Raw genomic sequence first — 22,378 nt, 5'->3', positions numbered from 1 at the left:
AAATCTCGCCGGGCCTTCCTATGTGCGCAGAGATGAGCACCGCCCAGGACACGCCCCTCTTCGAGGCCCTGACCACCCCCCACCAATCCGGCACCCAGGCAGGGCTGCGGGTGATCGCAGGGCTGGTCCTGCTCGGCTCCGCCGGGCTGACAGCCTTGTTCTGGTCCCTCGGCGCCTGGCCCGTGGCAGGCTTCATGGGCGGGGAGGTGGTGCTGGTGATCGGCCTGCTCCGGGCCCATCGGCGCTGGTCGGGCCGGATCGCGGAGCGGATCACCCTGGCCGGCGGGCGAATCCGGGTGGTGCGGACGGACAGGCGCGGCCGGAGCGTGGCGGCGGAGCTAGATGCCTACTGGGCCCGCGTGGCGCTCACACCCCGCCCGGGCCGGGTCAGCGAGTTGCGCCTTGCGGCACGAGGCCGGTCCGTGGAGATCGGCTGCTTCCTGTCGGAAACGGAGAAGGGCAGCCTGGCGGATGCTCTGAACCAGGCGCTGCGGGACTACCGGAACCCGGTTTTCGACAATCCCCAGACCCGGGACATTCGCTAAGGCTCAGGGGCAGCTTTTCAACAGCCCCAACCCTTACTCCCAGAGCCCTTACTCCGTGGGGGCGAGGCTCTTGATCAGGTCGAAGACGCGCTTGCGCACCGCAGGCTCCGTGATCCGGTAATAGGCCCGGACCAGTTCCAGCGTCTCGCGCTTGTGCAGCGTGTCGTCCTCGAAACCGTCCTGCGATTCGGCGAAGCCGGAGGAGAGGCGCGAGCGGAAGCCCGAGGAGGTGCCGCCCATGCTGTCCGGCATGTCGTCGAAGAAGAAGCCGATCGGCACGTCGAGCACGCGGGCCAGGTCGAACAGGCGGCTGGCGCCGATCCGGTTCACGCCACGCTCGTATTTCTGGACCTGCTGGAAGGTGAGGCCAAGCGCCTCCCCCAGCTTCTCCTGGCTCATCCCCATCAGGGTGCGGCGAAGGCGGACACGGCTTCCAACATGAACATCGATCGGGCTCGGCCGATGTTCGGGACGTTCCGTCCGCTCAAGCGCCTCCTCGCCCGACATGTGGCGCCACTCCTTCATCTCGATAGGCAGGGGAGCGGCGCACGTCCTGCACACCATGACCACGGGGCCCCGCCGCGCGCATCATAGATCCCTGCAATGCTGTTGAGAACTTGGCGGCAACCTAACGAATTGTCAACTCTTTCGAGGATTCTAAAAAAAGGAACGGATGCTCATAACTAGGTTGTGAAGGACGGCGAAGTTCGCCTGCCCAGCACCTGCCTGCGATGACCCCACCATCCCCCCAGTAATGCCAGCAGCGCCAGGACAGCGGGGATCACAAGGCCGAGGCGGGCGAAGGGCGTGGGCTCCCCCGCCGCCGGCAGCGGGGAAAGCGCGATTCCCGTTTCCCCGAGGGCAAGGCGCGTGATCTCGCGCCCCCGCGAATCGAAGCTGGCCGAAATGCCGGTCTGCGCGGCCCTGGCCAGGGGCAGGCCTTCCTCCACCGCGCGCAGCCGCGCGGTCGCCAGATGCTGGTAGGGGCCGGCCGAAATGCCGAACCACGCGTCATTGGTGATGTTCAGCAGCCATCCCGGGCGTTCCGCGCCTACCACGGCGCCGGGGAAGATGACCTCGTAGCAGATCAGGGGCCCGGCGGGGGGCAGGCCGGGCAGGGGCAGGGCCACCGGGCCCGGGCCGCCCTGGAAATCCACGCCGCCGCGGACCACACGGATCGGCAGCAGGCCCGAAAGCGGCATGTACTCGCCGAAGGGGACAAGATGGGCCTTGTCGTAGACGGCGGCGATCTGCCCGTCCGGCTCCAGGGCGACGAGGCTGTTGAACAGCTTGGTCGGCCGCCGGTCCGGCCCCCATTCGGCGCGCACCGTCCCGGCCAGGAGCAGGCCATTGCCGGGCAGGGCGGCGGCGGCGATCCGCCGGGCCTCGGGGTCGTCGGCCAGGAGGAAGGGACTGGCTGTCTCCGGCCAGATGATCACGGGGCGCGTGCCCGGTGCCTCCCGCTCCACCATTTCCGCTCCCTGGCGGCTCAGCTCGAGATAGCGGCGGAAGATCGGCCAGCGGCTCTCCTCCCGCCATTTCGCCTCCTGGGCCACGTTCCCCTGCACCAGGACCAGGGTGACGGGCAGGGCCGGCGGCTCCTCCGGCAGGAGGCGCAGCACGCCCAGCCCGGCGAAGGCCAGGATCGCGGCGGCACCTCCGGCCATGGCGCGGCGCCCCAGCAGCGGCGTGCAGGCCAGCAGCACCGTCACGAGGGAAAGGCCATGCGTGCCGATCCAGGCGGCGCCCTGCACGGGCAGGGCCGCGAAGGCCCATGCCGAGCCCAGCAGGTTCCAGGGAAAGCCCGTGAAGGCCCATCCACGCACGAACTCGGCCAGCACCCATCCTCCGGCCAGGACCAGCGCACGCGGCCAGCCCGGCCGCGCCTTCCAGGCCAGCAAGGCCGGGATGACCGAATAGATGCCCATCCACAGGGCCAGCAGGGGCACCGCCAGCGGCACGAGCCACCAGAGCCGCTCCGCCTCGGTCAGGATCGAGTAGGTGATCCAGTAGAGGCCGATGACATGGTGCCCCCAGCCGAAGGCCCAGCCGAGCATGGCGGCGCGCTTCCAGCTTCCGGCCTTGCCCAGCAGCAGCAGAAGGCCGGGAAGGGCGATCAGCAGGACCGGGATGGCATGGATGGGGGGCATGGCCAGGGCTGCCAGCCCACCCAGCCCGAAGGCCGTGACAAGCGCGCGCCAGCCCGCGCGCGACTCCAGGTGCCGGATCAGGCGCTGCACGGGATTCTTTCGATTCTATTCTGCGGCCTGGGAGGAAGGCATCCCGGGCGCATGGCCGGCGCCCGGTAGCTCGATGGCGGGGGCCGCGGGCGGTGGGCGGCGGACCCGGACCCGCCTAATGCGGCGCGGATCAGCCTCCAGCACGCGGAATTCCAGCCCGGAGCTGTGGGAGACCAACTCCCCCCGCGCGGGCACCCGCCCGGCCAGGGTGAAGACCAGCCCGCCAACGGTGTCGATATCCTGGTGGCGTTCCTCGGTGGTCAGGATCTCGCCCATGCGGGTCTCGAAATCCTCGATCTTCATGCGGGCGTCCAGGTCCAGGCTGCCATCGGGGCGCTCGGTCACCTGGGGCGGCGCCTCCTCGTCATGCTCGTCCGAGATGTCGCCCACGATGGTCTCGACCAGGTCCTCGATCGTCACCAGCCCGTCGATGCCGCCATACTCGTCCACCACCAGCGCCATATGCGTCCGCGCCTCGCGCATCTGCAGCAGCAGGTCTAGCACGGGCACCTGCGGAACCACGAAGAGCAGGGGGCGCAGCACCGCTTCCAGGGAGAAGGGCTCGCTTTCCCGCCCCACGGCCGCGAACACGTCCTTGATGTGGATCATGCCCCGGATGTCATCCAGATTCTCCTGGTAGACGGGGAAGCGGCTATGCCCCTCGCGCTGGATGAGCTGGATGGATTCCTGAAGCGTCAGGTTGCAGGGCATGGCGATGATGTCGGCGCGGGGCACCATCACATCCACCGCGGTCTTGTTCCGCAGCTTCAGCACATTGCCGAGGATGACGCGCTCATTGGCGTCCAGCGCGTCGGCCTCCGGCTCCGCGCCCTCCTCGCCCTCGCTCTCGACCAGGGCTTCCACCTGGTCGCGCACGCTTTCGGCCTCGCGCCGGCGGAGCAGGCCCTGAAATTTCCAGAACAGGCTGTTCCGGTCTTGTCCGTGCCGTTCGCTCACGCGATCCCCCTCCAGGGATTGGGCAGGGCCAGGCGGCGCATGACCCGCGCCTCGGCCCGCTCCATCCGCCGCGCCTCCCCGGCGCGCAGATGGTCATGGCCGACCAGGTGCAGCACCCCATGGGCGACCAGATGGGAGAGATGCGCCATCACCGTTCGCCCGGCCGCCCGTGCCTCGCGGCGGACGACGCCCAGGGCCAGCGCCACATCGCCGGGCAGGTCGGGATGGAGAGGCGGGAACGACAGGACATTGGTCGGCTTGACCTTGCCGCGATGGTCGCCGTTCAGGCGCTTTACGGCACGGTCCCCGGTCAGCAGCACCGTCACGGCGCCGGTGATGCCGGATTCGTCGAAGGCGGCCGCCGCGGCACGGCGCGCGACCTCCTCCACCCGTGGCACGGCGGACCGCCATGCCGGGTCCTCCACCACCACTTCGATGTCATGATCCCACCCGCCCGGATCGGCCGGAGGCTCGTGATCCAGCCCGGCGGCCCAGCCGCCGGCGCTGCTATGTGAAGGCCCGGCGGCACCACCGCCGGGCGGGCGACTGCCCACCTCTTTCCTACTCCCTGTTCTTCCCGCGCGGGGCGCCGCGCCCATCGGCGGCAGCTTCGGCCCGGCCATAGGCCGAGACGATGCGCCCGACCAGGGGATGCCTTACCACATCGGCCTCGGCGAAGCGCGTGATCCCGATGCCCTCCACCCCATCCAGGATGGAAAGGGCCTCCACCAGGCCGGATTTCTGGCCGGGCGGCAGGTCCACCTGGCTGGGGTCGCCCGTGATCACCATCCGCGCGCCCTCGCCCATGCGGGTGAGGAACATCTTCATCTGGGCCGGCGTGGTGTTCTGCGCCTCGTCCAAGATCGCATAGGAATGGGCCAGCGTCCGGCCGCGCATGAAGGCCAGCGGCGCGATCTCGATCTCGCCCGAGACGATGCGGCGCGCCACCTGGTCGGCCGGCATCATGTCATGCAGCGCGTCATAGAGCGGGCGGAGATAGGGATCGACCTTCTCCTTCATGTCGCCGGGCAGGAAGCCCAGCCGCTCGCCGGCCTCGACCGCCGGGCGGGACAGGATGATCCGGTCCACGCGGCCCGCCATCAGCAGGGCCACGCCCTGCGCCACGGCCAGATAGGTCTTGCCGGTGCCGGCCGGGCCGACGCCGAAGACCATCTCCTGCCGCTGCAGCAGGTCCATATAGGCCGCCTGGGTGCGGCTACGGGGCGCGATGGCGCCCTTGCGGGTGCGGATGGCCGGCATATCGGCCAGCGGCAGGCGCGGGTCTTCCACCGGGCCATCAGCCATGCGCAGCGCGGCCTCAACCTCTGCCATGCCGGTCGCGTCTCCTCTTTCCAGGCGTTGCCAAAGGGATCGCAGGACCGATTCCGCCAGCCCTGTCGCCTCCGCCCCGCCGCTGATCGTGGCGCGGTTCCCGCGCGATGCGATCCGGACCCCCAGTCGCTGCTCGATCCGCGACAGGTGCCGGTCGTGTTCCCCATAGAGCATCGGCAACAGGGCGTTGTCGTCGAAGCTCAGGGTGACGGTCCGCTGGGCATCCGGCGCGAAGCCGGAACGCACCGCCGAGCGGGGATCGGACCGGAGGGCGATACCCCCGGCCGGGGCGGCGATCTGGGTCAAGCGGCGGCAGACTCCTCATGCACCATGTTTGCGGAAAGAGAATTGGGGAGCGCGGCCTCCAATGTCATCGGGACCACGGCGCCCACCGGGGCTGCGCCGGTTGCATGAACCGGCTGGAGCCACGGGCTGCGGCCCGCCACCTGGCCGGGATGCCGCCCCGTGCCGGTGATGAGCACATCCACCACGCGCCCGACGCAGGCGCGGTTGAAATCGTCCTGCTGCTGCCGGAGCAGGGCCTGCAGGGTTTGCAGGCGGGAATCCTTCTCCGCCTCCGGCACCAGGCCGGCCATGGAGGCGGCGGGCGTACCCGGCCGGGCCGAGTACTTGAAGGAATAGGCCCCGGCGAAGCCGATCCGCTCCACCAGCCTCATCGTCGCGTCGAAATCCGCCGCGGTCTCGCCGGGATGGCCCACGATGAAGTCGGAGGTGAGCGCCAGGTCGGGCCGGGCCTCCCGCAGGCGGTCCGCGATGCGGAAGTAGAGATCCGCCTTGTGCCCCCGGTTCATCGCGGCCAGCACCCGGTCCGAACCGCTCTGCACCGGAAGGTGCAGGTAGGGCATCAGGGAGGGGATCTCCCCATGGGCCGCGATGAGGTCGTCGTCCATGTCGCGCGGGTGGCTCGTTGTGTAGCGCAAACGAGCAACGCCCGGAATTTCCGCCAGTTCCCGCAACAAACGCGCGAGGCGCCAGCTGTTGCCATCGGGAGACGCGCCGGCCCAGGCATTCACGTTCTGGCCAAGCAGCGCGATTTCCCGCGCGCCATTGGCCGCCAGCTGCCGGGCCTCCGCGAGAATGGCCGCCGCTGGGCGGGAAAACTCCGCGCCGCGCGTATAGGGGACCACGCAGAAGGAGCAGAACTTGTCGCAGCCCTCCTGGATGGTGAGGAAGGCGACGGGACCCTGGGGCGCGCGGGCCTCGGGCAGGTGGTCGAACTTGTCCTCGGCGGGGAAATCCGTCTCGATCACGGCGCCGGCCGCGCGGCTGGCGCGGGCCACCATCTCCGGCAGGCGGTGATAGGTCTGCGGGCCCAGCACGATGTCCACCCAGGGGGCGCGGGCCGTGATCTCGGCGCCCTCCGCCTGGGCGACGCAGCCGGCCACCGCGATGACGGTCTGGCGGCCTTCCGCCGCGCGGGCCTTCTTCGTCTCCCGCAGGCGCCCGAGATCGGAGAAGACCTTCTCGCTCGCCTTCTCCCGGATGTGGCAGGTGTTGAGGATGACCATGTCGGCCTCCTCCGCGCTCTCGGTCGGCGCATAGCCGAGCGGGGCGAGGATGTCGGCCATCCGCCCGCTGTCATAGACATTCATCTGGCAGCCCCAGGTGCGGATCAGGAGCTTGCGGGTGGCCCTGGCCTGCCCCTGGGCGGGGGCCGGACCGGCCATATCGGGGCCGGTGGAACTGCTCATCTGGCGAAAGACCCTCTCGTTCCGAAGCTGGCGGCTTCGGGCCGGGGGGATGTGCGGCGCGGGGCCTTCCAGGTCAAGAAAAGCCCGGCGCGCTGGGGAAGGGCGCGGCCATCCCGGAAGGGTCGCGGAACGCCGCGATTCCCGTCAAGCGGCCCCTCATGCGGTCACGGCCGCCCGCACCGGCAGCGGCCTGGGTTCCCGGTTCTGGCGCAGGATGGCCGCGCCTTCGGCCACCGTGGCCTCGGCGGCGGCGGAGAGGGCCTTGCGGTTCGGGATGGCCGAGGGCTCCACCGGGTCGTGCAGCAGGATGGTGACGCGAAGCCCGGCATGGCGGCAGAGGCGCCAGGCATGGGGGCCGATGGACATGTCGCCATACCAGGCGAAGACCGGCCGGTCCCGCCGGCAGGCCGGCAGGCCGCCCAGCCGGTCATAGGCGACGGAAACGGGCTGGATCAGCTCCGCCGCATCGGCCACCGCCAGGAAGGAGGAGCGGAAGGGCAGCACCCGGGTGCCGTCCGAGCTGGTGCCTTCCGGGAACAGGATAAGGGAGTTTCCGGTGGCCAGCCGGTCCCGCATCTCCTTCGCCTCGTTGCCCGTGCGTCCGCGGGAGCGGGAGACGAAGACGGTGCGGCCGAGCCTCGCGACCGTGCCGATCAGCGGCCAGCGCCCGACCTCGGCCTTGGAGACGAAGGCGGCCTCCAGCGTGGCGCCGAGCACGAGGATATCGAGCCAGGAGGAGTGGTTGGCGAGGTAGAGGGTGCGCGGCGCGCCGAGGCGGGTGCCCACCACCCGGATCCGCATCCCCAGCAGGAAGCACATCACCCGCCAGTAAACGCGGGCGAAGACGATCTTCGGCCGGCCCGGCAGGAGCAGCAGGACCGCCTGGACAGGCATGGCGGCGAGGGTCCAGAGCGTGCCGAGGACGAGGCGCCGGACGGCGCGGAACCGCCCGCCGAAGGGGCGGTCCCCCATCACGTCGAACAGGCGCCCGCCGGGCAGGGCGCGGCGGAAGCGCAGCGGCTTGCGCCGGCGCAGGCGACTGGGAGGGGCAAGGGCCTCGGCTGGGTCGCGTATGGAGGCATCCATCAGCGCGGGTTAGCCCGGCAGCGAGGGCACGTCCATGGCGCCGGGGTGACAGCCGCGTGACGCTCCCCTTCCGGGCCCCTCGACCCCGGATGCGGGCCGGTTCTAGTCTCCGACGACCCAAGGGGACCGGTGACATGACTCAGCGACGCGACCTCCTTCGCCTGGCCCTGGCCTCGGGGGCCTGCTGGGTGGCGCCGGGATGGCTGGCGGCGGCCAGGGCACAGGGCGCCGGGGGCGTGCTCCGGATCGGCATGGCGGCGCCGAACACCACGCTGGACCCGCATCTGCTGAGCAACGCCCCGAACAACGCGGTGGCGACCCATATCTTCGACAGCCTGATCGTCAACGACCATGCCTCGCGCTCCGTGCCCGGCCTGGCGGAGTCCTGGACGCGCCAGGACGACACGCACTGGACCTTCAGGCTGCGCGATGTCCGCTTCTCCGATGGCACGCCCTTCACGGCCGAGGACGCGATTGTTTCCATCCGCCGCGCCACGGAGATTCCCAGCGCAGCCTCCTTCCGCACCTATACGCGCAGCATCAAGGCGATGTCCGCGCCAGATCCCTACACGCTGCTGGTGGAGACGCGGGCGCCGGACCCGCTGCTGCTGAACTCCATCGGGCGGGTGCGGATCATCAGCGCGAAGTTCAAGGACGCGCCGAGCGCCGAGTTCAATGCGGGCCGCGCCGCCATCGGCACCGGCCCCTACGTCCTGCGCGAATACGTGCCCGGCAACCGGATCGTGCTGGACCGCAACGATTCCTGGTGGGGCGGCCGCACGCCCTGGGAACGGGTGGAACTGCGGGTGGTGACGGATGACGCGGCCCGGCTGGCCGGGCTGCTGGCCGGCGACCTCGACATCATCGAGGCCGTCGCCTCCGGCAACACGGACCGCATCCGCGGGGACCAGCGCCTGCACCTCATCAGCGGCATCTCCTCACGCTTCGTCTATCTCGGCATGGACCAGGTGAACGAGGTCTCGCCGCATGTGACGGGGCTGGATGGCCGCCCGCTGGACCGGAACCCGTTCAAGGACCTCCGGGTCCGGCAGGCGCTTTCCATGGCCATCAACCGGCAGGCGATCGCGGAGCGGGTGATGGAAGGGCAGGCCGTGGTCGCCACCCAGTTCCTGCCCAAGGGCGGCCCCGGCACCGACCCGACGCTGGAGGTGACGCCCTTCGACCCTAACCGCGCCCGCGCCCTGCTGGCCGAGGCCGGCTATCCCCGCGGCTTCCGCCTGACGGTGCATGGGCCGAATGACCGCTACATCAACGATGCCAAGATCGTGCAGGCCGTGGCGCAGATGTTCACCCGCATCGGCATCGAGTGCCGGGCGGAGGTGATGCCCTGGGCCACCTATGCCGGGCGCAACAGCCAGCGCACGGAGCATTCCTGCTTCCTCGGCGCCTGGGGCGTGAACACGGGCGAGACGAGCAATCCCATGTCCGCCCTGATCGCGAGCGAGGACAAGGCGGCCGGCTTCGGCATCAGCAATGGCGGGCGCTATTCCAACCCCGAGGTGGACCGCCGCTTGAAGGAGGCGCTGCGGACCATGGACGACAATGCGCGCAACGCCCTGCTGGGCGAGGCCAGCGGCATCGCCTTCCGCGACGTGGCGCTGATCCCGCTGCACCATGAGGTCTCGGTCTGGGCCGCGAAGAAGGGCGTGGGTTATGTCACCCGCGCCGACCAGTACACGCTCGCCATGGGCGTCACGAAGGAAGGCTGAACTCCATGTCCGCCCAGCTGAAGGAGGAGGACGCGCAGGCCAGGCTGCTGCGCGCCACCTATGATGTCGGCAAGACCGCCATCTATTCCGCCAAGATCGATCCGCGCTTCCAGTACTGCCTCTATGTCCCGCCCCAGATCGGGCCGGAGACGGAGCTGGTGGTCTGTGTCCACGGCACCTCCCGCACCTCCTTCCTGGATTTCCGGGACGGGTTCGCGGAGTTCGGGCGCTGGAACAACTGCGTCATCCTCTGCCCGATCTTCCCGATCGGGCCGCTCGGGGACGGGGCGCGCAGCGGGTACAAATACATGCAGGAGGGCGACATCCGGTATGACCGGGTGATGCTCGGCATGGTGGAGGAGGTGGCGGCGAAATACGGCCGCGCCTGGGACAAGTTCGCCATGTTCGGCTTCTCGGGCGGCGGGCACTTCACCCATCGCTTCGCGATCCTGCATCCGGGAAAGCTCTGGGCCGCCTGCATCGGCGCTTCCGGCTCGGTCACGCTTCTCGACGCCGACCGGGACTGGTGGGTGGGCATCCGGAACCTGAAGGAGGTCTTCGGGATCGCGTTCGACCGCGAGGCGCTGGCCCAGGTGCCCGTGCAGATGCTGGTGGGCGATGCCGACCTCGAAACCTGGGAGATCACCCACAAGCCCGGCGGCACCTACTGGATGGAAGGGGCCAATGATGCGGGCCGCACGCGGCCGGAGCGGCTGAAGGCGCTGCAGAAATCCTTCGAATCCGCCGGGGTGAAGGTCCGTTTCGACCTGGTGCCCGGCGTCTCCCATAGTCGCATGCAGGTGATCGACCGCGTGCAGGACTTCCTCGCCGATCTCCTCAAGCAGAAGCGCGCCTGACATGCCCGGAATGATCGTGGCCCCGCAGCCCGAGGCTGTGGAGGCTGGTGCGCGGGTGCTGGAACGCGGCGGCAACGCGGTGGATGCCGCCATCGCCTGCGGGCTGGTGCAGGGCGTGGTGGACCCGCAGATGGTCGGCATCGGCGGCTTCGGCTCCATGCAGGTCTTCATGCCGAAGCGGGGCGTGCACAAGGTGCTGGAGTTCTTCTCCCGCGCACCGCTCGCCGCCACGCCGGACATGTGGGCGGACAAGCTGCTGGGCCAGTCGCGCGATGGCTTCGCCTTCCTGCTGGAGGGCGGAATCAGCGAGGCCGGGCACCTCGCCGTCTGCACCCCGGGCAATGTGGCGGGCTATGCCGAGGCGCTGAGCCGCTGGGGCACGATGGAGTGGCGGGACGTGTTCCAGCCCGCCATCGCGCAGGCGCGGCAGGGCTGGATGGTGCGCCCGCATGTGCACTGGTTCTGGAGCCAGGACCAAACCGCCAGCGGGCAGGTGAACACCATCGACAAGCTGCGGATGACCGCCACCGGGCGCCGCGTCTATTTCCGCGAGGATGGCAGCCTCAAGCGGCTCGGCGACATCATCCACAACCCGGACATGGCCCGCAGCCTGGAGCGCCTGGCCGAGGGCGGGCCGGAGCTGTTCTACACCGGCGAGATGGCCGAGGAGATCGCCGCCGACTTCAAGGCGAATGGCGGGCTGATCGGAATGGAGGACCTGCGGAGCTACAAGCCCAGCCTCGCCGATCCGATCTGGGGCGAGTACCGGGGACACCGGATCGCGACGAACCCGCCGCCGAGCAGCGGCTTCGCCATGCTGCAGGTGCTGCACATCCTTGAGCATTTCGACATGGGCAGCCTGACCCATGGCGGGGTGGAGCATGTCCGCATCCTGGCCGAGGCCATGAAGCGCATGACCATCGACAAGGACCGCAACATGTCGGACCCGGCCTTCGTGCCGGTGCCGACGGAGCAGCTTCTCTCCCGCGACTACACGGCCGGCGTCGCGGATGGCATCCGCCGCGGGGAGCGGCTGCGGGTGACGCGGCTGGAGCGCAAGACCGAGCGCGACACCACCCATGTCTCGGTGGTGGACGGGGATGGGAACTGCGTAACCATGACGCATACCCTGGGCAGCCCATCGGGCGCGATCACCGAGGGGCTGGGCTTCATGTACAACGGCTCCATGAGCCGCTTCGACCCGCGCCCGGGCCATGCGGGCTCGATCGCGCCGGGCAAGCGCCGCGCGTCCTCCTCCGCGCCGACCATCGTTTTCCAGGGCGATGCGCCCCGCATCGTCATCGGCGCGCCAGGGGGCAGCTACATCGCCCCTGCCGTGGCGCAGGGCATCAGCAACGTGCTGGATTTCGGCATGTCCATGTCCGACGCCGTGGCGGCGCCGCGGATCGTGGCGGTGTCCGATTCCATCGACGTATCCAACCGCATTCGGCGGGACGTGACGGATGCGCTGGCCGGGATGGGGTACGACATCAAGCGGAGCTGGATGAGCTACGCCTTCGCCGCGCTTCACGGCATCCAGGTCAGGGATGGCAGGCTGGAAGGCGGGGCCGATCCGCAGCGCGACGGGATGGCGCTGCGGGTGACGTGAAGGGAAAGGGACGGGCTACTCGCCCGTCCCGCCCAGCTTGCGTTCATAGTGCTTGTAGTATTTCGCCGTGACCTGGTCGGTCTTCACCACCACGCAGACATCGGTGGTGTTGAACTGCCGGTCCACCACGGCACCGTCGCCCACGAAGCCGCCGAGGCGCAGATAGCCCTTCACGAGCGGCGGCAGGTCGGCCAGCACGCGCTTCGCATCCATGGCCGCCGGATCCATCCGGTTCATCGGCACATAGAGGTCCGGCAGGGCGCGGGGCCGAAGCTCCGGCGGTGCCAAGTGGCTGGCGTGCAGATAGGTCAGCGGTTCGGCCAGGGCGTCCGGGTCCGTTCCCGGCAGCGAGGCGCAGCCGAACATCAGCGCGATCCTGTGCTGGAACACATAGGCGGCGATGCCCTGCCACAGCAGCTGCAGCGTGCCGCGGGTGCGGTATCCCTCGTCCACGCAGGAGCGGCCCAGCTCCAGCAGCCCGCCTTCCAGCTTCAGCAGCGGCTCCAGATCGTATTCCGAGGCGGAGTAGAAGCGGCCCACCCGCTCGGCGGCCTGCCGCCGGATCAGGCGATAGGTGCCCACCACCGCCGCTGCGCCCTCGCCGCGCGCATGGTCCAGCACCAGCAGGTGATCGGCCACGGGATCGTAGGAATCGGCGTCCAGCCGCGTCGCGGCCGTGACCTCGTCGGGGCGCGCGCCCATTTCCTCGTAGAAGACGCGCCAGCGCAGGGCCTGCGCCGCCTCGATCTCCGCCGCGCTTTCCGCGATCCGGACGCCCAGGGTGCCGCTGCGAATCTCCCCGAAGCCGGGTACCGGCTCGGTCATCCCTGGTCCTTCTTCGTGCCGGCGGGGCGGCGCCTGGCGTCCGGTGCCGGAGTGGCGGCGGGCGCGGGGATCTTCTTCCCGAACAGCTCCAGCCGCTGCTGCACCAGGGTGAAGCCGTAGCGGGCCGCGATCGACTGAACGAGGCGCTCATGCTCCTCGTCCTCGAACTCGATGACCGTGCCCGTGTCCACGTCGATCAGGTGGTGGTGGTGGCCGCGATCGGCCGGGTCGTAGCGGGAGCGGCCGCCACCGAAGTCGCGCCGCTCGAGGATGCCCTTCTCCTCCAGCAGGCGCACGGTGCGGTAGACGGTGGCGATGGAGACCTTGCTGTCCAGCGCGATGGCGCGCCGGTACAGCTCCTCCACATCCGGGTGGTCCTCGGCCTCGGACAGGACACGGGCGATCAGGCGCCGCTGCCCCGTCATCTTCAGGCCGCGCTCGATGCAGAGCCGTTCGATCCGGGTCGGATCCGCGCCCGGAGTGGCCTTGCCGTGCGGCGCCTTGGTGTGTGTGTGAGTGGCGTGGTCCATGATGATCCCGTTCGGGCGCAGACTACCCCGCTCCAGCCCTGGCGCCAAACCGGTCCGGCCGGATGTTCACAGGCCGGACTGGCCGGCCGGATAGCCCATCCGGTGCGGATGGGCCGAATCGACCCTGCTCAGTCCTTCGCGAGGCGGACCCGGCGGGCCGCGCGGGGGCGGGTGCCCAGGCCGATCTTCTTGGCCAGGGAGGAGCGGTGCTCGGCATAGGCCGGGGCCACCATCGGGTAGTCGGGCGGCAGCCCCCAGCGTTCCCGGTACTGTTCCGGCGTCATGTTGTAGGCGGTCTTGAGATGGCGCTTCAGCATCTTCAGCTTCTTGCCGTCCTCAAGGCACACCAGATACTCGGCGGTGATGCTCTTCTTCACGGCCACGGCCGGCTCGGGGCGGGTGGGCGGCGCCGTCTCGACCGGGCGGCCCAGCCCTGCCAGGGTGCGGTGCACGTTCTCGATCAGCGCCGAAAGTTCGGTCAGCGGCACGGGGTTGTTGGAGACATGGGCTGCCACGATCTGCGCCGTCAGCCCCAGCACGCTGCCCTCGGCGCTTTCCCGCACCGTTGTCGCGCTATCAACCATCTTGATCCCCTCGCCTGGCCCGGACGTCCGCGCTTCTGGCGAAATAAAAGACATCCCCATGAACCGAACACGTGTTGCGGCCCGATTCGCTGCTGATTTACATCTTTTGCCAGTTCTTTAATAGGGAAGATTGAGAACTGCCCGCATGAATAAAGAAATCGCAACTCATGGCGGGCCGGAAATGCCAGCCGAGACTTGTCATCTGGACATCACTCGCGAGACTTGCCCGATGACTTTCGTCCGGACACGCCTCGCGCTCGACCGCATGGCGGCCGGGCAGGTCCTGCTGGTCCTGCTCCGCGGAGAGGAGCCGCTCCGCAACGTGCCACGCACCGCGGCCGAGCAAGGCCATGCGGTGCTGGGCCTGGAGCCGCAGGCGGATGGCGCGGCCCGGCTCTGGATCCGCAAGGGCGGCTAGGGCCGCGCCAAAGCTGGAGAAGCCTGCAGGCGGCGGCCCCTGGCCTGCATTCCTACGATGAAACGGTTGCCTGCTCCAGTGGGCCTATCCTCAGGACGAGTGCGTCGCTCCGATCCGCGTAATAGCAGCGCCGCCGCCCCACCTCTCTGGCGCCTGCCCGGCCATAGAGGGCCCGGGCCGGTGCGTTCCCCTCCGAAACCTCCAGGAACAGGCACGCCGCGCCGCGCCGCGCCACTTCCGCCAGGCATGCGCCGAGAAGGCTGCCGCCCAGCCCCTGCCGGCGGCAGGCCGGATCGACGGCAAGGGTCAGGATTTCGGCCTCCCCGGCCACTGCGCGAGCGAGGATGAACCCCCTCGGCTCGTCTTCCGGGCCGGAACCGGGCGCGACCAGCCCGAAGGCGCCCTCCAGTCCCAGCATCGCGCGGATGGCGACCGCTCCCCAACGCTCCGCCGGGGCGAAAGCGCGCCCATGCAGGGCAGCCAGGGCCGGCACCTCCGCCAGCCCCGCCTCGCGGATCGGTTCTTCCCTCACGCCGCGCCAGGGAAGCGGAGGGCCAGCGGCTCGGCATAGAGGGGCGCCGCCTCCCGGCCACCTGTTCCTGCCGAGAGGTGCCGGGCGGCCAGGGCGGCCACGACACCTGCCGCTGGTAGCCTTGCATCCGAGAGCAGGGCATCCGCCCCGCCGGCCCGCAGCCGGGCTGCGGCCTGGGGCGCGGCATCCCCCACCAGCACCACCGGCCCGTCCGGCATGGGGAGCGAGGGTTCCTCCACCATCATCGCGGGATAGTCCCGGCGCTCCAGCACCAGCCCGCCACGGCCGGCGAAGGTGACCGACCAGACCTCGCGTCCCTCCCGCTGCCAGGGAGGCAGCGCCTCTGCCAACGCCTCGCCCGTGGTCACGCCCAGCAGGGGCACGCCCCAGCCATCCGCCAACCCGCGCCCGAGGGCGATGGCCGCGCGGATCCCGGTGAAGCCCCCCGGGCCCACCGTCACCGCCACCGCATCCGGGCGCCCGTGCCCCTGCCGCAGCACCGAATCGGCCAGGGCCGGCAGCACGGCGGGCTGGCCGCGGGCGCCATCCTGCCGGGCTTCAGCCAGGAGCGCCCCATCCTGCCACAGGGCGGCGGAGGCGCGCGCCAGCGCCGCATCCAGTCCCAGCAGCCGCATCCGAGTCTCCTTCTGTCTGCCCGAACACACCGATCCGCCGAACACACCGATCCGGGCGGGGCAAGGTATGTTCCCACACTGGTTGCGGGCCAAGCAGCCTGACGACTAAATTCAGGGTTTGTTGCAGTAAGGGAATGTTGGATGCCGAGGCGGCTCAGTGACCGTATCGACGACCTGCTGGACATGGCCCTTGCCCTCAAGCGGGACCTGGCCGAATCCGGGCACCGGGTCGAGGGCATGTCGCCCAACTTCGTCCAGCACATCCTCTCCCACCCCGATGCGCTCGGAGCCCAGCCTCTCAGCCAACCCTATGAGGCGATCGCGCCCGGGCTGACCATCGGCTTCCGCAAGGGCGCCAAGCCCGACCTGCACCTGCGCCCCACGCCGGACGGCGCGCTGGAGGTGACCCTGCAGCAGCGCACGAGCAGCGGCTGGGTGACGCTGGAGATGGACTGGGACCATGCGACCCTCCGGGAGAAGCGCCGCGCGACCCTTCTCCTGCGCGGCAGCTCGCCCGACCAACTGGTGCTGTCCACGCTGCTCCGGCGGACGGGGGCGGATGGGGCCAGCATCGACATCCCGGGCCGCGGCATCGAGCTGGGGCCGGATGCCTCCTTCCATGCCATCGAGTTCAACGACCCCGGCGACGAGCCCGAGACACCGCAGACCTGCCGCGTGATCGTCTTCTGCCCGGTCCATCCTTTCGCCATGCGGCTGACGGAACTGAGCCTGCGCTGACCGCGGCGGGGCCTCAGCGCCTCGCGGCGAAGAAGGCCCGCAGCAGCGCCGCCGATTCCGTCTCCCGCACGCCGCCCACCACCTCCGGCGCATGATGGCAGGAGGGGGCGGCGTAGATGCGCGCGCCATGCTCCACCCCGCCCCCCTTGGGGTCATAGGCGCCGAAGACCACGCGCCGCACCCGGAAGAAGGATGCGGCCTGGGCGCACATGGGGCAGGGCTCCAGCGTCACCCAGAGGGTGCAGTCGGCCAGGAGCTTCTCGCCTCGCGCGCCGGTGGCGGCCCGCAGCGCCAGGATCTCGGCATGGGCGGAGGGGTCGTGCCGCGCCTCCACCTCGTTCCCGGCGCGGGCCAGCACCCGGCCCGCGGCGTCCGTCACCACCGCGCCCACGGGCACCTCGTCCCGCGCCCCGGCCGCCCGCGCCTCCTCCAGCGCCAGCGCCATGGGGGAGCCATCCGCTGTCATCCCATCTCCGCCATGCCCATCCGCCGCTTGTGGCGGCGCCCTCCCAGGCTCTACCAACCGATCCATGACCGCACGACCCCTGATCGGCCTGACCCTGGATGCCGAGGAGCCCGGTGGCTACTCGAAGCTGCCCTGGTATGCCCTGCGCCAGAACTACTTCGCCGCCGTCTCCGCCGCCGGGGGCCTGCCCATCGCCCTGCCGCATGAGCCGGCCCTGGCCGATGACTACCTGGACCGGATCGACGGCCTGCTCGTCACCGGCGGGGCCTTCGACGTGGACCCCGCCCTCTATGGCGGCGGGCCCCGCCATGACACGGTGGTGCTGAAGGAGGGGCGGACCGCCTTCGAGATCGCGGTGCTGCGCGGCGCCCTGCGGCGGAACATCCCGGTGCTCGGCATCTGCGGCGGCGAGCAGCTCCTCGCCGTGGCGCTGGGCGGCACGCTGATCCAGCACATCCCGGACAGCGTGCCGGACGCGCTGGCCCATGAGCAGCCGAACCCCCGGACGGAACCGGGGCATGAGGTGGCGCTGACACCGGGCACCCTGCTCTCCCGCATCGTCGGCGCGCCCTCCATGGCCGTGAACTCGGCGCATCACCAGGCCGTGGACCGGCCGGGCGAGGGGGCCATCGTGAACGCCCGCGCGCCGGATGGCGTGGTGGAGGGGCTGGAACATCCGGGCTACCGCTTCTGCCTCGGCGTGCAGTGGCACCCCGAATACGCGGTGGATGCGCGCGACCAGGCGATCCTGGACGCCTTCGTCGCCGCCGCGAGCCAGGCCCGCCAGACCCAGGCCGCCGCCGAATGAGCGAGGAGGCCGATACCCCCGAGCGCGGCGAGCGCATCGCCAAATGGCTGGCCCGCGCGGGCGTTGCCAGCCGCCGCGACGCGGAGGCGCTGATCGCCGAGGGCCAGGTGACCCTGAACGGGAAGGTGGTGGAAACCCCCGCCACCTTCGTGAACGACGGGGATGCGGTGGTGGTGCGCGGGCAGCGCGTGGGCGGGGCCGAGCCCACCCGCCTCTTCCGCTACCACAAGCCAGACGGGCTGGTGACGACCCACAAGGACCCCCAGGGCCGCCCCACGGTTTTCCAGAAGCTGCCGGAAGGGCTGCCGCGCCTCGTCTCGATCGGGCGGCTGGACCTGACGAGCGAGGGGCTCCTCCTCCTCACGAATGATGGTGCCCTGGCCCGGCGGCTGGAGCTTCCCTCCAATGGCTGGCTGCGCCGCTACCGCGTGCGCGTGCATGGCCGGGTGAACGAGGGCGGGCTGGCCTGGCTGGCGCGCGGCATCACGGTGGACGGGGTGAAGTACGGCCCGATCCAGGCGGGGCTGGACAGCCGCCAGGGCACCAATGCCTGGCTCACCGTCTCCCTGGAGGAGGGGAAGAACCGCGAGATCCGGCGCGTGATGCAGCATCTCGGGCTGCATGTGACGCGGCTGATCCGCGTGGCCTACGGTCCCTTCCAGCTCGGCACCCTGCCATCGGGCGCCGTGGAGGAGGTGAATGCCCGGACCATGCGCGAGCAGCTGGGCATCCGCTCCGCCGCGCCGCGCATCCAGCGCGGGGTGGAGCGCACGCCGCTTCCGCCGGAAACGGCGCCGCCGCGGGCCCGGCCGCCGCGCGCGCGCCGCGCCGGCGACCCGCACCGCACGCCCTGGGGCGCCAAGCCGCGGACGGAGTGAGGGGCAGGGCGCGAGGATGAGGATCGTTGCTGGCCGCTGGCGCGGGCGTGCCCTACAGGCCCCGCCGGGCGCGACGACGCGGCCCACGGCGGACCGCCTGCGGCAGGCCCTCTTCGACTCCCTCTGGCATGCGCCCTGGGCCGGCCGGGGCGTGATCGAGGGCGCGGCGGTGCTCGATGCCTTCGCCGGCACCGGGGCGTTGGGGCTGGAAGCCCTGTCCCGCGGAGCCGCGCGGGCCTTCTTCATCGAGCAGGACCGTGCCGCCCTGGCCGCCCTGCGGGCCAATGTCGTGGCGTTGCGGGCCGAGGGGATGGCGCGGGTGATTGGGGGGAGCGCGCTGCGCCCGCCGCCCGCCGATACGCCCTGCGGATTGGTCTTCCTGGATCCCCCCTATGGCAAGGATCTCGGCCCGGCCGCCCTGGCAGCGCTGCGCGCCGCGGGCTGGATCGCCCCGGGGGCCCTGGCCTGCCTGGAGACCGGGCGGGATGAGGAAAGGCCCGAGCTGCCAGGCTGGGAGGTGGTGGCCGAGAGGGAAGGCGGGGCGGCCCGGATGCTCGTCCTCCGGGGCACCTAGCGCGCCGCGTCAGCCCGGATCCGGGACCGCCAGAACGCTCCGCGCCCGGGCGGCGTCGGCCGCGATGGCGGCCTTCAGCTCATCCAGACCCTGGAAGGTGGCGTCTTCCCGCAGGAAGCGGTGCAGGCGGATGCCGATCTCCTGGTCGTAGAGATCGCCCGACCAGTCGAAGAGATGCGTTTCGAGCCGCGTTTCCGCATCGCCGCCCAGGGTGGGGCGGCGGCCGATATTGGCCACGCCCGGCACCAGGCTGCCATCGGGCAGCACGGCGAAGACGGCATAGACGCCGCGTGCGGGTTCGAGATGGCGGCCCATCCACAGATTGGCGGTGGGCCAGCCCAGCTCCCGGCCCAGGCGGTCCCCGTGGAACACCGTGCCCCGCACCTCCCAGTCACGGCCCAGCAGGGCGGATGCGCGCTCGGGGTAGCCATCCTGCAGGGCGCGGCGGATGCGGGTGCTGCTGATAGGGCCGGCGGCATCGGAAACCGGGGGAACGACAGTCAGGCCGATGCCGTTCCGCTCCGCCCAGCGCGCCAGGAAGGCCACGTCCCCTCCACGGCGGTGGCCGAAGGCGAAATCGGCGCCGCAGGCCAGGTGCCGCGCCCCCAGCCCGTCCCGCAGGATGGAGTCGCAGAAGACCTCGGCCTCCATCGCGGCCAGGGCGGCATCGAAGGGCAGGGCGTGGACATGGGCGCAGCCGGCGGCCTCCAGCGCCGCGGCCTTGGCGGGCAGCAGGGTCAGGCGGAAGGGTGGATCCTGGGGGCGGAAATGCTCGCGCGGATGCGGCTCGAAGGTCAGGGCGCCCAGGGGCAGGTCCGGCCGCGCCCCATGGGCGGCGGCCAGCACGGCGCGGTGGCCCCGGTGCACCCCGTCCAGGTTGCCCAGGGCCAGGGTGCCGCCGCGCGCGGCTTCCGGCAGGCGGCGCCAATCCGTCCAGAGATGGCAGGGCATGGCCGGCCGGATCAGGCCTGCGCCACGCGCTCGATCCAGCGCGTCAGCTCGGGCGGGCGATAGGCGGCCAGCATGTCCAGCGCCTGCGCCGGGCTCCCGGCCGTGAGGGAAAGGCTGCGATGCTCCGGGCGGACGAAGCCGGCCGTCACCATCCCGTCCATCATGGCGCTCAGCGTGGACCAGTAGCCCTTCACGTCCAGGAAGACCGTGCCCTTCCGGTGCAGGCCCAGCTGGGACCAGGTGAGAACCTCAAAGGCCTCCTCCAGCGTGCCGAAGCCGCCCGGCAGCACCACGAAGCCGTCCGACAGCTTCGCCATCATGGCCTTCCGCTCATGCATGGAGGAGACGACATGCAGGCGCGTGACGGAGCCATGGCCCAGCTCGCGCTGCATCAGGTGCTCGGGGATCACGCCGTCCACCTCGGCGCCCGCCTCCAGCGCGGCATCGGCCACCACGCCCATCAGCCCCACCTTGCCGCCGCCATAGACCAGGCCAAGGCCGCGTTCCGCGATCGCATGGCCCAGGGCGCGGGCGGCTTCGGCGAAGGCGGGATCAGTGCCGGGATTCGCGCCGCAGAAGACGCAAACCTTTTTCATCTCAATGCTCATGGGGGGAATGTGGCATCGCGGCAGGCCACTATCCAGCGGGGGCAGCCTCTCTGGGCGGGATCATGACCACGGCTTCACCCTCCACCACCAGCACCCCCGCGGCGGAGCAGGTGGTGCGCAGCGTCGCGCGGCGGCGCGCGGGGTCCAGCGCCACCACCTCGGCCTCGGCCACCACGGTCTGGCCGATCCGGACCGGAGCCCGGAACTTCAGGCTCTGGGAGACATAGACGGCGCCGGGCCCGGGCAGCCGCGTCCCCAGCAGCCCGGAGATGAGCGAGGCCGTGAGCATCCCATGCGCCACCCTTTCGCCGAAGAAGGAGGTGGCGGCGGCCTCGGCATCCAGGTGGACGGGGTTGTTGTCCCCCGAAATGGCGGAAAAGAGGAGGATATCCGCCTCCGTGATCGTCTTCGCGAAGCGGGCGGACTGGCCCAGCGACAGATCCTCGAAGCGCATTCCGTCCATGCCCGATCCCCCGGATTCCCGTCCGGCGAGCATGGACAAGACCGGACCCCGGCGCGAGAACCCCCCACCCAAGAGAGAGGACAATGCAGCATGCCCCAGACCCGGATCGGCACCAGCGAGGCCCTGCTGGAGGAGCTGCGCGGCTGGGTGCTGCATGAGACGCCGACCACCGACCCGAAGGCCGTGAACGGGCTGATCGACCGGATCGAGGCGGAGCTGCGCGAGGCCGGCGCCGAGCTGGAGCGCATCCCGGGCCGGGATGGCTATGGCGACACGCTGATCGCCCGCACCCGGTCCAGCCCGGCCACGGGCAACCGCCCGCCCGTGGTGATCGCCGGGCACCTGGACACGGTCTGGGACCACGGCACGCTGGAGAAGTCGATGCCCTGGAGGGTGGAGGGCGAGAAGGCCTTCGGCCCCGGCATCTATGACATGAAGGCGGGTTCGTTCCTGGCCTTCAACGCGCTGCGCGAGATCCTGCGCCAGGGGGTGCAGACCCGCAGCCCGGTCACCCTGCTGCTCACGCCCGATGAGGAAGTGGGCAGCCCGACCTCCCGCGAGATCATCGAGCGCGAGGCGCGGGGTGCGACCGCCGTGCTGATCCCCGAGCCGGCCGGCAATCCCGGCGGCGCCTGCGTCACGGCGCGCAAGGGCGTGGGCCGCTTCGTGGTGAGGATCGAGGGTGTCTCCGCCCATGCCGGCGGCAACTGGACCGAGGGGCGCAGCGCCGTGGTGGCACTGGCCGCGCTGATCGGGAAGGTGCATGCCATGGTGGACCTGGCGGGCGGCACCACGACCAATGTCGCGCCGGTCTGGGGCGGCACCCGCCCCAACGTGATCCCGCCCGAGGCCGGCTGCGAGATCGACCTGCGCGTGGCCACACTGGCCGATGGCGAGCGGATGGAGAAAGAGATCCTCGCCCTGGCCGGGACGGAGGATGGCATCACCATCACCATCGAGGGTGGGATGAACCGCCCCTCCTTCGCCGAGAACGCGGATATCCTGAAGCTGTATGAGCGCGCCCGGACCCTGGCGCGCGAGGCCGGCTACGAACTGCCCAAGCAGCACCGGGGCGGCGGCTCCGACGGCAACTTCACCGCTGCCATGGGGGTTCCCACCCTGGACGGGCTGGGCTGCACCGGCGCCGGCGCCCATGCGCCGAACGAGCACATCCTGTGGCGCGACCTGGCGCCACGGGGGCAGGTGATCCTGGGGCTGCTGGAGACGCTTTGACGGTCGGGGCGGGGGCGCCCCGGCGGGCGCTTCCCCCTTCTGCAGGCCCATTGGCCGGCCTTTCGGG

At 70.8% G+C, this 22,378-nt stretch carries 26 protein-coding genes; 10 read left to right on the top strand and 16 right to left on the bottom strand.

Annotation, left to right across the window (positions count from 1 at the left end; genetic code table 11):
- Positions 1-32 precede the first annotated feature (32 nt).
- Positions 33-545, top strand: coding sequence for a DUF2244 domain-containing protein (locus J8J14_RS05890; RefSeq protein WP_209378527.1), 513 nt, complete (start codon positions 33-35; stop codon positions 543-545).
- A 48-nt stretch (positions 546-593) separates the two neighbouring features.
- Here the strand turns inward: J8J14_RS05890 and J8J14_RS05885 are convergent, their stop codons facing one another.
- The 7 genes from J8J14_RS05885 to J8J14_RS05855 form a co-directional block, all read right to left on the bottom strand.
- A complete protein-coding gene (locus J8J14_RS05885) occupies positions 594-1,052 on the bottom strand; it encodes a helix-turn-helix domain-containing protein (protein WP_209378526.1) in 459 nt (152 codons plus the stop codon).
- Between the two features lie 176 nt (positions 1,053-1,228).
- A complete protein-coding gene (gene lnt, locus J8J14_RS05880) occupies positions 1,229-2,785 on the bottom strand; it encodes an apolipoprotein N-acyltransferase (RefSeq protein ID WP_342452400.1) in 1,557 nt (518 codons plus the stop codon).
- Positions 2,786-2,800: 15 nt separating this feature from the next.
- Entirely contained in the window at positions 2,801-3,742 is a 942-nt protein-coding gene (locus J8J14_RS05875) for a hemolysin family protein (RefSeq protein ID WP_342452399.1), read from the bottom strand.
- The gene (gene ybeY, locus J8J14_RS05870) at positions 3,739-4,296 is read right to left on the bottom strand and encodes an rRNA maturation RNase YbeY (RefSeq protein ID WP_342452398.1); all 558 of its coding nucleotides are present in this window, start codon (positions 4,294-4,296) and stop codon (positions 3,739-3,741) included. Before ybeY ends, J8J14_RS05875 begins: the two co-directional genes overlap by 4 nt.
- Before the next feature lie 7 nt (positions 4,297-4,303).
- Positions 4,304-5,248, bottom strand: coding sequence for a PhoH family protein (locus J8J14_RS05865; protein WP_209378584.1), 945 nt, complete (start codon positions 5,246-5,248; stop codon positions 4,304-4,306).
- Positions 5,249-5,376: 128 nt separating this feature from the next.
- Positions 5,377-6,762, bottom strand: coding sequence for a tRNA (N6-isopentenyl adenosine(37)-C2)-methylthiotransferase MiaB (miaB, locus tag J8J14_RS05860; RefSeq protein WP_209378583.1), 1,386 nt, complete (start codon positions 6,760-6,762; stop codon positions 5,377-5,379).
- Positions 6,763-6,942: 180 nt separating this feature from the next.
- Positions 6,943-7,872, bottom strand: a complete 930-nt coding sequence (locus J8J14_RS05855) for a lysophospholipid acyltransferase family protein (protein WP_209378524.1) — start codon at positions 7,870-7,872, stop codon at positions 6,943-6,945.
- A gap of 134 nt (positions 7,873-8,006) precedes the next feature.
- On the opposite strand from J8J14_RS05855, the gene J8J14_RS05850 reads away from it, so the two are divergent.
- The 3 genes from J8J14_RS05850 to ggt are packed head-to-tail and all read left to right on the top strand — an operon-like array spanning position 8,007 to position 12,068.
- Positions 8,007-9,602: an ABC transporter substrate-binding protein gene (locus J8J14_RS05850; RefSeq protein ID WP_209378523.1), complete on the top strand. Its 1,596-nt coding sequence runs from the start codon at positions 8,007-8,009 to the stop codon at positions 9,600-9,602.
- A gap of 5 nt (positions 9,603-9,607) precedes the next feature.
- Positions 9,608-10,459, top strand: coding sequence for an alpha/beta hydrolase (locus tag J8J14_RS05845; RefSeq protein WP_209378522.1), 852 nt, complete (start codon positions 9,608-9,610; stop codon positions 10,457-10,459).
- Position 10,460: 1 nt separating this feature from the next.
- Positions 10,461-12,068: a gamma-glutamyltransferase gene (gene ggt / locus J8J14_RS05840; RefSeq protein WP_209378521.1), complete on the top strand. Its 1,608-nt coding sequence runs from the start codon at positions 10,461-10,463 to the stop codon at positions 12,066-12,068.
- 15 nt (positions 12,069-12,083) lie between these two features.
- On the opposite strand, the gene J8J14_RS05835 is transcribed toward ggt, so the two are convergent.
- From J8J14_RS05835 to J8J14_RS05825, 3 genes are all read right to left on the bottom strand, one after another.
- Positions 12,084-12,893, bottom strand: a complete 810-nt coding sequence (locus J8J14_RS05835; RefSeq protein WP_209378520.1) for a GNAT family N-acetyltransferase — start codon at positions 12,891-12,893, stop codon at positions 12,084-12,086.
- A complete protein-coding gene (locus tag J8J14_RS05830; protein WP_245215483.1) occupies positions 12,890-13,318 on the bottom strand; it encodes a Fur family transcriptional regulator in 429 nt (142 codons plus the stop codon). The genes J8J14_RS05835 and J8J14_RS05830 overlap by 4 nt, the downstream gene beginning before the upstream one ends.
- 233 nt (positions 13,319-13,551) lie before the next feature.
- Complete coding sequence (locus tag J8J14_RS05825) at positions 13,552-14,007, bottom strand: MucR family transcriptional regulator (protein ID WP_209378518.1); 456 nt, start codon at positions 14,005-14,007, stop codon at positions 13,552-13,554.
- Between the two features lie 181 nt (positions 14,008-14,188).
- Between J8J14_RS05825 and J8J14_RS05820 the strand changes: the two genes are divergently transcribed.
- Positions 14,189-14,425: a sulfurtransferase TusA family protein gene (locus tag J8J14_RS05820; protein ID WP_209378517.1), complete on the top strand. Its 237-nt coding sequence runs from the start codon at positions 14,189-14,191 to the stop codon at positions 14,423-14,425.
- A gap of 52 nt (positions 14,426-14,477) precedes the next feature.
- Here the strand turns inward: J8J14_RS05820 and J8J14_RS05815 are convergent, their stop codons facing one another.
- A complete protein-coding gene (locus J8J14_RS05815) occupies positions 14,478-14,957 on the bottom strand; it encodes a GNAT family N-acetyltransferase (protein WP_209378516.1) in 480 nt (159 codons plus the stop codon).
- Positions 14,954-15,592 (bottom strand): tRNA (adenosine(37)-N6)-threonylcarbamoyltransferase complex dimerization subunit type 1 TsaB, encoded by a 639-nt coding sequence (gene tsaB / locus J8J14_RS05810; protein ID WP_209378515.1) that lies wholly within the window; start codon positions 15,590-15,592, stop codon positions 14,954-14,956. Before tsaB ends, J8J14_RS05815 begins: the two co-directional genes overlap by 4 nt.
- A gap of 141 nt (positions 15,593-15,733) precedes the next feature.
- On the opposite strand from tsaB, the gene J8J14_RS05805 reads away from it, so the two are divergent.
- Positions 15,734-16,330 carry a hypothetical protein gene (locus tag J8J14_RS05805; RefSeq protein WP_209378514.1) on the top strand — a complete coding sequence of 199 codons (597 nt, stop codon included), beginning with the start codon at positions 15,734-15,736 and terminating at the stop codon, positions 16,328-16,330.
- Positions 16,331-16,343: 13 nt separating this feature from the next.
- Here J8J14_RS05805 and J8J14_RS05800 read toward each other — a convergent pair whose 3' ends face one another.
- A complete protein-coding gene (locus J8J14_RS05800; RefSeq protein ID WP_209378513.1) occupies positions 16,344-16,796 on the bottom strand; it encodes a nucleoside deaminase in 453 nt (150 codons plus the stop codon).
- A gap of 64 nt (positions 16,797-16,860) precedes the next feature.
- Between J8J14_RS05800 and J8J14_RS05795 the strand changes: the two genes are divergently transcribed.
- From J8J14_RS05795 to rsmD, 3 genes are read left to right on the top strand one after another with little or no spacing between them, the layout of a single operon-like run.
- Positions 16,861-17,604 carry a gamma-glutamyl-gamma-aminobutyrate hydrolase family protein gene (locus J8J14_RS05795; protein ID WP_209378512.1) on the top strand — a complete coding sequence of 248 codons (744 nt, stop codon included), beginning with the start codon at positions 16,861-16,863 and terminating at the stop codon, positions 17,602-17,604.
- Positions 17,601-18,482, top strand: a complete 882-nt coding sequence (locus J8J14_RS05790) for a pseudouridine synthase (protein WP_209378511.1) — start codon at positions 17,601-17,603, stop codon at positions 18,480-18,482. The genes J8J14_RS05795 and J8J14_RS05790 overlap by 4 nt, the downstream gene beginning before the upstream one ends.
- Positions 18,483-18,498: 16 nt before the next feature.
- Positions 18,499-19,056 carry a 16S rRNA (guanine(966)-N(2))-methyltransferase RsmD gene (gene rsmD / locus J8J14_RS05785; protein ID WP_209378510.1) on the top strand — a complete coding sequence of 186 codons (558 nt, stop codon included), beginning with the start codon at positions 18,499-18,501 and terminating at the stop codon, positions 19,054-19,056.
- Between the two features lie 9 nt (positions 19,057-19,065).
- Here rsmD and ribF read toward each other — a convergent pair whose 3' ends face one another.
- From ribF to J8J14_RS05770, 3 genes are read right to left on the bottom strand one after another with little or no spacing between them, the layout of a single operon-like run.
- Entirely contained in the window at positions 19,066-20,007 is a 942-nt protein-coding gene (gene ribF / locus J8J14_RS05780; protein WP_209378509.1) for a riboflavin biosynthesis protein RibF, read from the bottom strand.
- A gap of 11 nt (positions 20,008-20,018) precedes the next feature.
- Complete coding sequence (locus J8J14_RS05775) at positions 20,019-20,615, bottom strand: LOG family protein (RefSeq protein ID WP_245215440.1); 597 nt, start codon at positions 20,613-20,615, stop codon at positions 20,019-20,021.
- Between the two features lie 28 nt (positions 20,616-20,643).
- Positions 20,644-21,078 (bottom strand): MaoC family dehydratase, encoded by a 435-nt coding sequence (locus J8J14_RS05770; RefSeq protein ID WP_209378508.1) that lies wholly within the window; start codon positions 21,076-21,078, stop codon positions 20,644-20,646.
- A 90-nt stretch (positions 21,079-21,168) separates the two neighbouring features.
- On the opposite strand from J8J14_RS05770, the gene J8J14_RS05765 reads away from it, so the two are divergent.
- Positions 21,169-22,311 carry a M20 family metallopeptidase gene (locus tag J8J14_RS05765; RefSeq protein ID WP_209378507.1) on the top strand — a complete coding sequence of 381 codons (1,143 nt, stop codon included), beginning with the start codon at positions 21,169-21,171 and terminating at the stop codon, positions 22,309-22,311.
- Positions 22,312-22,378 lie beyond the last annotated feature (67 nt).

It is taken from the genome of Pararoseomonas baculiformis, from assembly GCF_017813395.1.
Lineage (GTDB): Bacteria > Pseudomonadota > Alphaproteobacteria > Acetobacterales > Acetobacteraceae > Roseomonas > Roseomonas baculiformis.
This window is presented reverse-complemented; position numbering and strand designations above follow the sequence as displayed.